The sequence below is a fragment of the Nitrospira sp. MA-1 genome, assembly GCA_032139905.1.
GTDB lineage: Bacteria > Nitrospirota > Nitrospiria > Nitrospirales > UBA8639 > Nitrospira_E.
The window spans coordinates 12,924-27,700 of sequence record JAQJDB010000001.1 but is presented as its reverse complement, the minus strand read 5'-3'; the positions used below and the strand labels follow the sequence as shown (position 1 = coordinate 27,700).

Annotated in this window: 12 protein-coding genes; 1 reads left to right on the top strand and 11 read right to left on the bottom strand. The window is 49.2% G+C overall.

The annotated features are described in order from the left end of the window. The 10 genes from PJI16_00110 to PJI16_00065 form a co-directional block, all read right to left on the bottom strand. Entirely contained in the window at positions 1 to 1,074 is a 1,074-nt protein-coding gene (locus PJI16_00110) for a potassium channel family protein (protein MDT3775962.1), read from the bottom strand. 33 nt (positions 1,075 to 1,107) lie between these two features. Then, entirely contained in the window at positions 1,108 to 2,928 is a 1,821-nt protein-coding gene (locus tag PJI16_00105) for an SLC13 family permease (protein MDT3775961.1), read from the bottom strand. Positions 2,929 to 3,519: 591 nt separating this feature from the next. After that, entirely contained in the window at positions 3,520 to 3,750 is a 231-nt protein-coding gene (locus PJI16_00100) for a hypothetical protein (protein MDT3775960.1), read from the bottom strand. Between the two features lie 376 nt (positions 3,751 to 4,126). Further along, the gene (locus PJI16_00095) at positions 4,127 to 5,194 is read right to left on the bottom strand and encodes an SAM-dependent methyltransferase (GenBank protein ID MDT3775959.1); all 1,068 of its coding nucleotides are present in this window, start codon (positions 5,192 to 5,194) and stop codon (positions 4,127 to 4,129) included. A 158-nt stretch (positions 5,195 to 5,352) separates the two neighbouring features. Beyond that, on the bottom strand, positions 5,353 to 5,706 hold the full coding sequence (locus PJI16_00090; protein ID MDT3775958.1) for a hypothetical protein: 354 nt from the start codon (positions 5,704 to 5,706) through the stop codon (positions 5,353 to 5,355). Between the two features lie 180 nt (positions 5,707 to 5,886). Next, positions 5,887 to 7,683 carry an ATP-binding protein gene (locus PJI16_00085; protein ID MDT3775957.1) on the bottom strand — a complete coding sequence of 599 codons (1,797 nt, stop codon included), beginning with the start codon at positions 7,681 to 7,683 and terminating at the stop codon, positions 5,887 to 5,889. Between the two features lie 145 nt (positions 7,684 to 7,828). Further along, positions 7,829 to 8,230, bottom strand: a complete 402-nt coding sequence (locus PJI16_00080) for a phage holin family protein (protein ID MDT3775956.1) — start codon at positions 8,228 to 8,230, stop codon at positions 7,829 to 7,831. A gap of 81 nt (positions 8,231 to 8,311) precedes the next feature. Next, positions 8,312 to 9,124, bottom strand: a complete 813-nt coding sequence (locus PJI16_00075) for a carotenoid biosynthesis protein (GenBank protein ID MDT3775955.1) — start codon at positions 9,122 to 9,124, stop codon at positions 8,312 to 8,314. A 64-nt stretch (positions 9,125 to 9,188) separates the two neighbouring features. Continuing rightward, positions 9,189 to 10,175: an NAD-dependent epimerase/dehydratase family protein gene (locus tag PJI16_00070; GenBank protein MDT3775954.1), complete on the bottom strand. Its 987-nt coding sequence runs from the start codon at positions 10,173 to 10,175 to the stop codon at positions 9,189 to 9,191. Between the two features lie 101 nt (positions 10,176 to 10,276). Then, the gene (locus tag PJI16_00065) at positions 10,277 to 11,167 is read right to left on the bottom strand and encodes a polyprenyl synthetase family protein (GenBank protein ID MDT3775953.1); all 891 of its coding nucleotides are present in this window, start codon (positions 11,165 to 11,167) and stop codon (positions 10,277 to 10,279) included. A gap of 861 nt (positions 11,168 to 12,028) precedes the next feature. On the opposite strand from PJI16_00065, the gene PJI16_00060 reads away from it, so the two are divergent. Beyond that, positions 12,029 to 12,208, top strand: a complete 180-nt coding sequence (locus PJI16_00060) for a hypothetical protein (protein ID MDT3775952.1) — start codon at positions 12,029 to 12,031, stop codon at positions 12,206 to 12,208. A gap of 6 nt (positions 12,209 to 12,214) precedes the next feature. Here the strand turns inward: PJI16_00060 and uvrA are convergent, their stop codons facing one another. Then, positions 12,215 to 14,731, bottom strand: a complete 2,517-nt coding sequence (gene uvrA / locus PJI16_00055; GenBank protein MDT3775951.1) for an excinuclease ABC subunit UvrA — start codon at positions 14,729 to 14,731, stop codon at positions 12,215 to 12,217. Positions 14,732 to 14,777: the final 46 nt, after the last annotated feature.

Here is a 14,777-nt window from a genome sequence, read left to right as displayed (position 1 = left end):
TCAAGAAGAAGCTGCATCCTCCGAAACCGGTTTAAACAATAGCATCACATCCCCCAGCTCCAGTGTGTGGTTCTTTTCAAACTCCCAGTGTGAAAGTATCGTACCTTGCCGATACACCCGAAGCAGCAAATCCGGCCGCAAATCCATTGCGGACTTTCCAACATCCTGCTGGTCGGCCGTTCGTTCTTCGATACGGACCTTCCCGCCTGCCGTTAAGAAATCTTCCAAATAATCCACCAAAAAATGTTGATCCACTGCGGCGGCTAACATATATCCACCATACGTCGCCGGCGAAATAATGGTCTGTGCCCCTCCCTGGCGAAAGAGTTTGACGTTTTCTTCTTCCTTGGCACTGACAACCACCCGACAACGTGAATTCAAATTCCTGACGGTTAACAAGATAAGGGCATTCGTATCATCTCGTCCGGCGGCAATAATGACGGCCTTGGCCTCATTGAGGAACGCCCCATACTTTAAGATTCCCTCCTGCGTCGCGTCCCCTCTGAGTGCCACAACTCCCAATTCTCCAGCGACGCGTACCCGTTCTTCTCCTGGATCAATGACCAAAATATGATCTGGGTTCGTCCCCTTAGCGAGCAGTTCCTTGACGGTCGAATAGCCAGTATGACCGAATCCGCAAATGACGACATGCTGATCAAGAGACCGTTGGAGTTTTGCCATGCGAAATACCTCAGTAAATTGTCTGAACGCCAGTTGATAGGCCGTCCCTAAAAAAATGACCCAAAGAAAGATGCGGACCGGTGTGACGACGAATGCATCAATCAGGCGGGCCCGTGTGGTAACCGGCACAATGTCCCCATAACCAACAGTCGTCACGGTGACCATCGTGAAATACACCACATCTGAAAAATTTATCTCTCCATCAATTTGATCCTTGAGACCGTTGCGATCCAACCAGAGTATCCCTGTCAAAAAACAAAATAACATGGCTACCAATATAATCCGGCTCAGAAGCGTCCGAAATGGGTCAAGGTCGGTGGGCATGTACACCACCCGCCGAAAAAAGAGCCTGGAGGCTTTTCGGGAAGCATGGGTGCGGAATAAAAATGCCATATTGCCTTCTTCTCGTCCCTATTCAAAGATGCGTTAACTTTGCCCCGTTAAGGGCCACATAAAGACAAGTAGGGGAATTGAGACCAGGAGGATTAAGAGTTCCAAAGGCAACCCCATACGCCAGTAGTCCCCAAATCGATACCCCCCTGGCCCCATAACCAACAAATTATTTTGATGGCCAATTGGAGTCAAAAAGGCACAAGAGGCTCCAATCGCCACTGCCATGAGAAAGGGATCGGTATTCACCCCAAGATTCTGCGCCACCGCCACGCTCAATGGTGCCATCACGACCGCCGTCGCGGCATTATTCATGACATCTGATAACGTCATCGTTAATACCATGATGATGCCTAAGAGCATAATTGGGGGAAACCCCTCCATCATATTGACCAAGAATTGAGCTAACACGGTCGTTGCTCCACTCCGTTCCAACGCTTGCCCAATAGGAATCATGGCCCCCAACAATACTAGGACCGGCCAATCCACGGATTGATACACATCCCTCGGTGAAACAATGTTGAGAAGCACCATTCCTAAGGCCGAACAGATTAAGGCAATGGGGAGTGACGCCAATCCGGACATGGCGCTGCCCAATGCAAGAGCGAATAGCCCGCCTGCCAGCCACGCCTGTCCCGGCTTTCCTAATTGAAGTCCCCGTTCTGCCAAAGGGAGACATCCGAGCTGGCCAATCACTTCCAAAACCCTTTCCTTTTCTCCCTGCAGCAGAAGCACATCCCCCGCTTTAAACCGAAATTCCCTCAGCCGCCCACGGTAAGGTGTACCTTGACGAGAGGCCCCTAACAAGTTAATCCCGAACCGGCTTCGCAACTTGAGAGACCCCGCCAGCCGCCCAACCAACCAGGAACGATCCGGAGGCACCACGGCCTCCAATAACATATCTTCATCCCTTTTTGCGGGTGGCGCTTTTTTAGAATCCTGAATTTCTTCCTTTGGCTGGGTCCCCGTTAACTTCAAACCCAATGTGGACACAAACTTATTAATGCCTTGTGGTCCCGCCTCCAGGACGAGGACATCGCCGACCTGAATGTGTTCCCTCCAAGCCGCCCCCCGAATAGATTGGTCACCTCGCACCAATCCAATAATTAAGGCGTCGGAATCCTCAGTGGCCATTTCCAGTTCTGACAAAGACTTTCCTATTGCCTTTGAATTTTCCGGCACTTCAACTTCTGTTAAATATTCCTGTATAGAAAACAGGTCCTGTGGCGCATTTTGAGATCGTCGGGCAATGGGAATAAAGCGCCAACCCACTAACGCCACAAAGAGAATTCCCACCAGCGCCATGATTCCTCCCACCGGCGTGAAATCGAACATTCCAAATGGCTCCCCGGCCACCTCTGCCCGATAATGGGCCACGATGATATTGGGAGGTGTTCCAATAAGCGTAACCATTCCACCCAAAATCGTTCCAAAAGCCAGGGGCATTAATACTACGGCCGGAGAACGCTTGGCCTCGACGGACGACTGAATAGCCACTGGCATCAGTAATGCCAGGGCACCGACATTATTCATGACGGTTGAAATCAATCCACCCAGAGAAGATAAAACAGCCACATGGATGGACGGGGAAGAAGACGTGGCAACATTGACATAGCGCGTGAGAATTTCCACGGCTCCGGCATTACTCAACCCACGACTGATAATCAACACAGCCGCCACGGTGACGACCGCAGGATGACCAAATCCTAGAAATGCCTCTTCGGAAGGAACGAACCCCAAAAGTGTTGAGAGAAGCAATGCACTGAGGGCGACCAAGTCGTAACGCCATCGTTCCCAGATAAAGAACACCAACATGATTCCCATTAGGCCCAGGAAAAAGAGATGGTCACTGTTCACGAACGAAAAGAATCCTTTTATTTAGGGCATCGATGTTGTGGTCGGGAACCGGAAGGAAATTGCCAAAACACTCCAAGATCAGATCTTAAAAAAACTATGCACCCCTGCCTCCTCCGATCATTCGGAGACTAATGGAACCCTCTTAGTGTATCAAGGTTGGGAAAGGAATGTTCCACCATTTCAATCCAGCAGGATAAAAATGGTAGTTACGGACTAGATTGGAATGCTCATGCAGGATACCGGGGATGCAGGGCTGAATGCCGTCGTGGAGATTTCTCCCCCATCCCCTCGGACATGCTCAGTCAATAATTCAAGGAGGACTTGTCAGGTAACCTCAAGCAATCACGCCGGAATAGTCGCAGGTGATAGTATGGTAATAGGTCGAGGAATGTACCATGCCAAAGCCGTATGGCCAGGAATGTTTACCTCTAAAGGAACCCGCTTCAGAAACGTCAGAAGAACCAGGAAATTAATCTATTAGATTGATAGGTCCTCGCCGCAACGCAGCATTCGAACCTCATCCTGAACCATGAATCAATCGGTCCCTGGGAGCGTGGTCCTTCCCAGAACACAACGGGTCTTTTAAGCTTTTCAGGCCGTCAACCGAGCAACAGGAGTCCGTGGAGCTCTCCGCAGCCGCTTCCGAAATGGAATTACCTGGGCCTGAACAGGACCATCAGTGCGATGATGATTAATGACGGGGTCCATCAGGTTCCCGCACATAATACATCGATACGCTTTAATCCACAGTTCCCCCATTGCTCCCTTAATGTCCAGACAATCATCAACCACCATCAGCCCATTACATCGTACACACGTCATAACTCTACCTCCTTTGAAAGCCTCCTGCTTCCCACTCTTCTCAACGGGTGAGTCATTGCATCACGCGTGCCACGCATCACGTGATATCTCGAAAAGCACCAACTAATTAGGTGTGAATGAATGCGGAAAATGAATGGAGAACACTGGACAATCGAATGAATTTTTGGAGTCTACAATATTTTGTGATAAAAAAAAAGAGCAAACACACATTTTGTGGGTCATAGAAATATTGACTATAATTCAGGCATCCGGCTCTTCTTGAAAAATATATTTTTTGACTTTGCTCTCCGCATTTATCGACCTATGTCAGTTCAATCAAAAATATGGTGAGATTTGGCGGGCTAGTGGAATTTTTGACAGGATCCCTCATGAGCCCTCATGAGGCTGGTTGTAGGCCTGGTCCATTAGAAAGACCCTTGGTTTTGAATATGAGAACGTCAAAGGTACTCCCCAAGCTAGTAGGCCCAGTGAGCACATCAATCTCTTCTTGATCAGATTCCCTATCACCTGCTGAGCCTTTATAATCCAGAATTCCAAGATTGCGCAGCCATCTTCCTTGCGGGATAAGCCCATCCACTTCAAAACCGACCTCTTCTGCAAGGAAACAAGCAGCGGTATAATCCACATCAGCCGTCAAATCTTGTTGGCCCACAGCAAAAAACTGGTCGTATATTTGTTTCTGGTGATAGTAAGAACGAAGAGTCCCGTTTCTATGTCGATGTGAATATAAATTTTTCGCACAATCGCCATAATCGATAAAAATCACATACCCTGGATCCACAACTTTCCATATGCTTTTAAGGAATGGTTTCAACTCCAGACAAATTTCTGCGACTTGCCCTCGCCCAAGCTGCACCCTCTCGCCACTCAACCGCTCTGCTAAAGCCATGGTTGAAAGAGGCCTCGGTTGCTCACAAAACTCTCCATCCTCATCCAGGTCCACATACAATTCCAAAACTTCCTCATGTCCCATTCCCATCACACGATGAACGGGCAATGCATCAAGCACTTCATTTCCGAATACAAATGTCGGTTTTGGGGGTAAAGATTCAATATTTTGGATGGCCTGCAATCCTCTTTGCTGTTGGTTGGCTCGCAACCCTTGGCTTGGTTCTAGAACTACGTATTCACGATCGTTTTCAAGACAAGCCATTATATTGCTCCCTAACTGACCTGTTCCTCCACCTAATTCCAAGACCCGTAGGGGAACATCTACCGCCTTCTCTGCATACGTGATGGCTTTGGCAATGGCATATCCAAAGGCCGGAAATCTTGCATTGGTGTCAAACGGCCCATCAGGACTCCCAATTTTGGGTGCCTTTGCATAAAACCCCATATTTTCATCATATAAGGCCGCAGCCATAAAGTCCCTGAAGGTTATTGGCCCTTGCGTTCGAATCTTGCCCTTCAAGGCGTTGCCAAGTTCCGTATCAATCCGGTTCAAGGCATGTCCAGGCTAATTTGTTGATGGTCAGAATTAAAAGAATCATGGAATGAGGAGTAGATAGGTCATAAAAATTATGCGAGGGAAAGTGGCCATACAAAAAAAGGGTGCCATTGCTGGCACCCTTTTCCTAAGTATTCAAACCGACAAAAAGTAAATTACTTAATTACAGTCGATTTAGCCCCAGCTGGATTCGGAGTAATTTTGTTGATCGGGCCTTCAACTTCAGGCAAACGACCGGCACCAGCCGACTTTTGGATCCGAGCCCGATTTGGATCATTAACATCATTCATAGCAGCTTTGCTGCCAAATCCTTGAGAAGACAACAGACTCGTTTCTCCTCCTGCATTCGTTTGACCAGGATCATTGGCGGTAGCTTGACCCGTCACTGGAGACTTCCCAGCAGCCGGATACCCCGGGTGAGCTGGTAACAACCCTGGATTGGCAAAGGCCATTGATAGGGCGAAGGTGCTAGCACCCACCGTTCCAAGAAAAATTCCAATCCCTTTCATAAGACCGCTCCTTTGTTGGTTATGACTGGTTAACAATAGAAAATGGTCTGGATATGTACATGCCCTAATTTATTCAGATAGAAAAGGCGATCTTATTCAGATTGGCCGGTAGAGTCAAGTTTACTCAACAAAAATGGAAAAATTTGCGAAATGCCGTCGCTCAGGGACTTACTTTTTCCATTAAACCGGACGGCGAGGCCGATACGGAGTTCTCGGTCGTGGGGCTGGCATGAGAATAGTGACGGTCGTTCCCTTATCCGGCTCACTAGCGATACTAATCTGCCCCTGGTGCTCTTCAACGACTTTTTTCACGGTTGCCAAACCCAACCCGGTCCCTGATCGCTTTGTGGTGAAATAGGGTTCAAACACCTTATCCACAAACTCGGCTGGAATGGGCACTCCATCATTGGCAATAATTATCTGAAGTTCCGGTTTTCGAGCCCGGGTGAGCATGACTTCCACCCGTAAATGACCTCCCGGAGACATGGCTTCAATGGCATTTTTGAAAATACACAGGAATACATGTTGCATTTTCACTTCATCCCACCGGACTTGGGCCAACCGAGCCGGCACCTTTTTGATAACCTCAATGCGATTTACACGAATGTCCGTCGACACCAATGAAAAAGCCTTATCCAATAGATCCTGAACCCGGCACATCTTTCGGTCAAGTTCCAAGGGTTTGGCAAAATCTAGAATTTCATTCAACACGGTTTCAATACGAATCATATCCCGCATGGCACTTTCCACCCGGGTTTGCGAATCGAAATCTAGGTCGGCGTCAGTCGTAATTTCTTCTAGTTGAGCCCTGATAAACCCGATAGGTTCACGAATTTCTGTGGCCAAAAACGAACTCACTTCATGCAGTGCGGCACGTCGCTCTTCCTTACGCACATCCCCTCCCTCCGGTGGAGCAACAATCACCTGCCCCTTGAGTACAGGTTTTTCCGGTTGAACCGGGGCAACATCCATGACGGAAAGGTGACACGATGGGTCTTCAAACAATTCCACCAATTTGGTCGTAATGGCATCGAGACTTTTGGAATCGCTCCCAGTTTGATCAAAATTATTAGGAGTTTTTGACGCTAACGTGACGGTACCCGCCACTCGTCCCCTGACGTAAAAAGGAACGACGATTGTCGACGCGAAGCGATCACGATACAGCTGCTTATAGTCATGAAACCGCCCTTGGGTCGAAGCCAGATTATTGTCACAGCGAGGCTTTCGATGGCGAACAGACCACCCGGACGCCGAATCATCTAGAGAGAGAAGCTGCCCCGGGGTCACATCCCGTTTCTGGGTTCCGAATACACCCAACACTTCCAGCGTCGCGGCAAGAGGGTCATAAATGCTGACCCACCCACGATCAAAAGACAGGCCCCCCTCCACGTCTTCTGTCAAAATACTCCCTATCCGCTCTTGAACCTCCGCAGTTGAATAGGTTCGAGCCACCGTGGCATGACCCTCTTCCACAGCCAATGACACAGGTTCATTACCCACGAATGGCTTACTCAAAATCAGTGAAGAACCAAATAGCCCCGCTTTCTTTAATTCTGTAGAAATATGCGAGACATTGGTTGAGAGAGTCGTCTTTTCCCTTTTGGTCAGTGCGGAGTTTTCTCTCCTGGCCAGCACCAGCGTGCCATATACCCGGCCCCCAAACTTTAGCGGTAGGACTAACGCGACCTTGCTCCCAGGAGTGACCATGCGAACTCTGAGTACGCTCTCCAACTCCCCGCCACCCCCGTTACGGACAGCGACACTTTTCAAATCCTCCATTGAAAGCGCACGAAGAATCGCGCGGACTTCCCTTGGAGAAAACCCCCGGGAAACCTGCTCGACTAATGGTCCACCATCATGAGTCATAATCGCAACTAAGACCGCTTCCATCCCGACCTCATTAACCACAGAGGTCAGAATCTTTTGAAGGGTACTTTGTTGCTTGGCTGCTAGTGTGGGTTCAAGACGATTGGACATGCATGCGTTTCCTCTCAGAATATTTTCGCACAATGACAGTGTGGGATATGCCGATGGTTAAGGGGAAAAGGTTCTTTCCCAAACCCTCTATATATTCCTAAATCTCTCATCAACGCCAGAATGGAACTTCCAAGTGGTTGTCCCGTTAATTAATATGGCGAATTTTTCGACCGGATGAAGGATGAGTGACAATTTCGATTCGGCCTTGCTCGGAAATCCAGAGATTTAATACTCCACTGACCAAACTAATAATGAGCGCGCCACCCACCGCTGGCCAAAATCCTGAGATAATGAATCCCTTGACCAGGATTGAGACTAGATAAAGGAGAAATCCATTGATGAGAAGCATGAACAGCCCCAACGTAACGAAAATAAATGGAGCTGAAAGCAGATAAAGCACGGGGCGGATGATGGCATTAAGAAAGGCGAGGATAATCACTGCCGCGATCCCCGACGCAACCCCCGTGATTTCAATGCCTGGGATAATCTGGCTTGCCAACAAAACCGCAAACCCCGTGATCCCGCAACGAATAAGAAAACCCTTCATGGCTGCATCATACCGGCCCTGCGGTCGTGGCCTCAAGCCGTGGCCACCAATAGTAGGGAACACCTCTTTGGGACAGGGGATTCATTCTGAAGATTCCTTGACTCTGTAAGCGAACAATCCTCGCCACAAAGTATTAAGAAGAACCGCAGTCAGGGGTACAAAAATAAAGCTTCCCACGATACCCATCAGCATTTCACCAATCCAGAAGGTCATCCCCAAGTTAAAGGCCAGGACACCGTAATAAAGGCCAATTCCTAGTATCAATTCCCATTTCACTACCATTCGGGGAATGGGGTCTGTGGCATTTGTGCCCCGCTCCATCAAGCGGAAGCCGAGAAGGGAGAGAAATCCGACCACGGCCCATCCCGCAAAATTCGCGAGGGGAACACCAAAATAAATCCCCTCCTGGTGGTAACCGTAAATATTTCCCAGAAACCATCGTTCACCCTGAAGGGCTACTGGATCGATCACCACATCCGAAAAGGTAAATAACACCACCGTTAATCCCACAACAGGCCATGAGTTTCTTAATTCCGGATCGAATAGCCATCCCTGTTGGTCCACCCCTTTTGCAGGGGGTAACACGAAAATGAGAGCCAGGCAGTAACTGGCATATAATAAAAATGAGAATGAGATGGAGTCCATGAACGGGATATTGGAAAGATACAACTCATGGTCCTGAGTTGAACCCGTATAAAAATAATCGCCAAAGGGGATCCCGATCCGGGTCGAGGCATATTCACAAATAAAAGCAATTGCCCACGTGAGGCCAAAGAATCTGACGGCCCGCCGCCATCCTAAAAGTTGTTGCCCGCTATATAGGGAGATCCCTAAAAAGACAAAGACATAGGGCCTGAGTATGAACGTGTTTGCGAGAAGATAAACGTATTCCAAAGGATAAACGTATTCCAAAGCTTAGATTTGTCGATGGGAAATGGCTCAGACTTGAGAAGGGGAGTCAGGCATATCCATGTTGGCGAAACCACTCTACCGCCTTATTCAAAGCCGTTTCCACGGACGTTTGGGGAAGAGCCAACTCCTGGCGTGCTTTCGTGCAATCATAATGCATGTGATATTTGGCCATCCGCACCCCTTCCAAAGGAATTCTTGGTGAACGATGGGTCACCAAATTGGCAATCCATTGATTTAGATGCGCTAGGGGAAGCACCAGCCTCCAAGGCAATCGAAGGCGTGGAGCAGGCATTCCGGTTAGTCGACTGAGTATTTGACACACTTCTTTCAGTGTAAGATTCTGATTGCCCAGAATATACCGCTCCCCAACTCGACCGCACTCCATCGCCCGGATATGCCCGATGGCCACATCCTCAACATCCACCAAATTCATCCCGGTTTCTATATATGCCAACATTCGACCACGCATAAAATCCACAATAATTTGGCCGGTTGGAGTGGGCTTGACGTCCCGTTCTCCCACTGGGGCCGTTGGATTGACAATAACCACAGGCAACCCTTCTTGAGCCATGCGGAGGACTTCTTGCTCCGCCAAAAACTTAGATCTCTTATAATCCCCTGCCAGTTGGGCCAACGTTGGAAAGAGCGTTTCATTCCCAAGGCCCCCTTGATCGGGCAACCCGATCGCACCAATCGTACTCGTGTAGACGATTCGTTGAACACCTGCCTCACTTGCGGCACGAAACAAATTTTTGGTCCCTTCGACATTGATGGCATAAAAAACAGAAGGGTTTTGATCCCACAACGCATAATGCGCCGCCACGTGATAGAGCCCTTCGCAGCCGGCAACGGCTTTCTTGAGGGACAAGTAATCCTGCAAATCCCCATAAACGGTTTCGACTGGTAACCCTTCAAGATTTTTCAGATTGCTGGTGGGTCGAACCAGGACACGGACCTCATCGCCTTTCGCAACAACTGCCCGTGTCACCGCAGCCCCAATGAAGCCGGAAGAACCTGTAATGAGTACTTTCATAAAATTCGGGTGTTGCCAAGGAGTTTAATAGCAACCCAACATGACCTACACCGACAAAACTGTTGTAAATGAGAAGGGTTGGGGAAAAACCTAAAGTCGCTTCAAGACCGTCGCGCCATTATATAGGTGGCAATGTCTCGTAGGGGGTCGGCCTGCTTATCAAAGGCATCTAATCGGGTTATCGCCCGCTGGACACACTCCTCTCCCAGTTGCCTGGCACCTTCAACCCCAAAAAAAGAGGGATAGGTCTGCTTCCCTCTTCTTTCATCAGTCCCTGCGTCCTTTCCCAATTCCTCCCGTGTCCCCACCATATCCAACACATCATCGGCAATCTGAAAAGCCAGCCCAATATCCTCTGAATAGTCCGTTAGGCACTGCATTTGCTGTGTCTTGGCCTCACCAATAATACCGCCGATCCGCACTGCAGCGCGAATCAGACGTCCCGTTTTACAGGTGTGGATTTGCTGGAGGTGAGGTAAGTCAATCTCCTGGTTTTCGGCCTGAATATCCATTACCTGCCCCCCCACCATTCCCTGATGCCCAGAACCATGTGCCAGTTCCCGCACAATGTCTAACTGCTGAGCAGCAGAAAAAGCCTCTGTGCCATCAACTTGACTGCATAACTCAAACGCCATGGTCAACAATGCATCTCCTGCCAATATCGCCATACCATCACCAAAAACTTTGTGGTTGGTTAATCGGCCTCGCCGATAGTCATCGTTATCCATCGCCGGGAGATCATCATGAATAAGAGAATACGTATGAACGAACTCCAAGGAAGCGGCGAACGGCAACATGGCATCGCGGTCATATCCCAGGGCTTGGGCAGTGGCAATGGTCAAAATCGGACGAATGCGTTTACCTCCACCCAGAAGGCTATATCGCATGGATTCATACAGTCGTTGAGGATGGACCGAAAGCAGGGGGACGCTCCGCTCCAGAAACTGGTCAACCCGTTGGCGCTGCTGGTCTAAGTAGGCTTGAATGTTCACAAAGGAACGAATAGAGGCTGTGGAAGGATAGAAAAAATAGTTCGTGACCCTATCAAATGGATTTTTGGAGTGTCAAATGATGTGTCTATAACTTGGGAGCATTAGCTCAGTAAACGGTTCCAAAAAAAATTCTTCATTGTTTTCACCTGAATTACTCAGTATACTTTTCTGCCATGAGCATTCGAAACCGAGCCGGAGATTGGGAACCCCTGTTGTTGGGCATTGAACCCGAAATGTGTGGGGTGTGTCACGAAGGCCTATACCGGAACCTTACCATGCTCCGCGGAGGATGGTCTCGTTGCAGCATTTGTGAACATTTCGTCCATTATAGTTGTCTGGCCAGCGGGAAGGTCTCCTATCTGAAAAGACGCCCGCGTGTGTGCAAAACTTGTGCAGACCAGCAGACTTTCACCCAACCTGCCATGTCCACGCCTTCGGTGCCTGCCGAAGTCAAATAATGGAACATCCAGGGCATTCAACCCGACCTGCTATGGGTTCTCCTCGACTCTCGGCATCATTTCTCCATTTTTTTCTGGCTCCCATCCTCTGCGCATTTAGTGGCTTTCATACTGCCAGCTATCTCTTCGTCGGTCTCTACACGTGGCCTCGAACCAGTCGGGTGTTTGTCCTGACCATTGGTATGCTTATTTTTTCCTATGAATTCATTTATAAGAACCAGTCTTTACCTCCTACTTCCACATGGAAATATTCTCCCTCTGAATCGGTCTTCTATACCTGTGCTGTTCCCTATATAATAGGAGCAGGAACACTCTTGGTCCTTGCGGGCCTGTGAGAATAGGGCAGCTTTTCTGCCAATACCCTTGAACCTGTTTGATCTGCACTTCTAGAGAGGATTCAACCATGAAAAATGTGGAATTGACTGTCAATGGAACTATGCTAACTATTACGGTAGACCTGTCGAAGGATTTTGGTCCTTCTTCATCTGGGAAAACGACGATCATTGCCTCAACCGAAGGCAATGTTTCGATTCCCGATCGAGAAGAAAAAATCGGGCTGAATATTTACAAGAAAAAATCCTAGACTTTTTCAGCAAGCTCGGCTTTTAGAATCTTCTAGTAACACCTGCCCTGTCCACGATTCCTTGACTTTCATCACGGCTTGCGGAGTACCCTCCGCCACCACACATCCTCCTTGATCTCCACCTTCCGGCCCCAAATCAATGACCCAATCCGCGTTCTGAATCACATCCACATTATGCTCAATCACGAGGACCGTATTCCCCGTCTCCACTAACCGGTCAAGCACATCCAACAACCGTTGAATATCTACAAAATGTAGTCCCGTCGTCGGTTCATCCAGAATATAGAGCGTACGACCAGTGGGTCGTTTCGAGAGCTCCTTAGAAAGCTTGACCCGCTGGGCTTCTCCCCCGGACAAAGTGGTCGCCGATTGCCCGAGTTTAATGTAATGCAGACCCACATCTGATAAAGTTTGCAGTCGAATCCGCAGTGGCGGAATGTTCACGAAAAACTCCAGGGCTTCAGCCACGGTCATGTTTAAGACATCTGCGATCGTTCGCCCCCTGTAGGTCACATCCAAGGTTTCGCGATTGTACCGTTGGCCATTACAGGCCTCACAGGTTACATAAATATCTGGGAGAAAATGCATTTCAATTTTTATGAGGCCATCACCCTGACAAGCCTCGCATCGCCCACCCTTGACATTGAAACTGTAGCGGCCTGGCTTGTAGCCTCGCACTCGAGACTCCGGTAATTGCGCGAACAGATCACGAATAAAACTAAAGAGGCCGGTATAGGTGGCGGGATTCGAACGCGGGGTCCGTCCAATCGGGGACTGATCAATATCAATAAGTTTATCCAGCTGATCAAGCCCACGTATTTCCCGGCATCCCTCAAACACCGGCTTCTTCTGGGAAAAACCCTGTCCCAGCGACCGGAACAACACATCTACGACCAAAGTGCTTTTCCCTGACCCTGACACCCCGGTGACACAGGTCAGGAGGCCCAATGGAAAATTTACGGTCAGATCCCGAAGATTGTGCTTTTCCGCGCCCACGACGGTCAAAAATCCTTTGGCGAGCCGTGCACGATGAGGCAAGGACACCCGGCGATTCCCATTTAGATATTGGCCGGTCAGCGAGGTGGGGTGAGCCATTACCACCGCGGGAGATCCATGGGCGACTAATTCTCCACCCTCCACGCCAGCTCCTGGCCCTAAATCCAATACATAATCGGCAGCGCGCATGGTCTCGGCGTCGTGCTCCACCACCACGACAGTATTCCCCATATCACGCAATCGTAACAACGTTTTGAGTAACCGTCGGTGATCCCGCTGATGCAACCCGATACTGGGTTCATCCAGAATATACAACACGCCTACCAATCCCGATCCGATTTGCGTAGCCAATCGAATCCGTTGCCCTTCCCCTCCGGACAAAGTGGCAGAGGGACGATCTAACGTGAGGTAGCCCAATCCGACGTTGAGTAAAAACTCCAGCCTCTCCCGAATCTCTTTCAGCACTCGCTCCCCAATCATCTGTTCGCGATCAGTGAGGTTCAACGCATTCATAAATGCCAAGGTATTCCGCACAGACAGATGCGTCAGTTCAGCAATAGACTGCCCTCCAATTTTTATGGCAAGGCTTTCCTTCTTCAGTCGGCCTCCGCCACACTTCTCACATGGGGTATCGAAGGTCCATTCCTCCCAATCCGAATGAGTTGAAGCTTCATACCCAATCCCATCGCATCCATCACAAGCACCATGGGGACTGTTAAATGAAAAAATTCTTGGGGAAATTTCTGAATAGCTGACACCACACTGAATACATGCCAGGTGTTCGCTATAGACACGGACTTGATCATCTTCTGTCAGCACCCCAACGAGGCCGTGCGCCAACTTGAGGGCCGTTTCTACCGAATCTGCCAAACGACGCGACACCCCGGGCTCTGACTTGACGATGAGTCGATCAATCACAATCTCTATTGTATGTTTACGTTGTTTATGTAAATGAATAGACTCCCCGAGATCCCGAATGGCTCCATCAATGCGAGCCCGAACAAATCCGGCCTTGCGAGCTGCCAATAATTCTTTGCGATATTCGCCTTTGCGTCCTCGCACAATGGGTGCCAGAATATGGATTTTTGTGCCTAGAGGAAGCCCGTGAATGGCATCCACCATTTGTTGGACCGTTTGCGCTGCAATGGCATTCCCACAGAGGTAGCAAAAGGGCTGGCCGATTCTGGCAAACAACAGACGAAAATAATCATAGATCTCTGTCACCGTCCCCACCGTGGAACGGGGATTTTGACTTGTCGTCTTTTGTTCGATGGAAATGGCAGGTGAAAGCCCTTCAATGGAATCCACATCAGGTTTCGTCATTTGGTCAAGGAATTGCCTGGCATAGGCGGAGAGTGATTCGACGTATCGCCGCTGGCCTTCAGCATAAATCGTGTCAAATGCCAAAGACGACTTACCTGATCCACTTAGGCCCGTAATTACCACCAACTGATCCCGAGGAAACTCCAGGTCGAGATTCTTGAGGTTATGTTGACGAGCGCCCCTAATCACGATTGAGTTGTTCATGGGAGGCGAGTATATCATACGAATCCCCTTGACTGTGGCTTCTCTT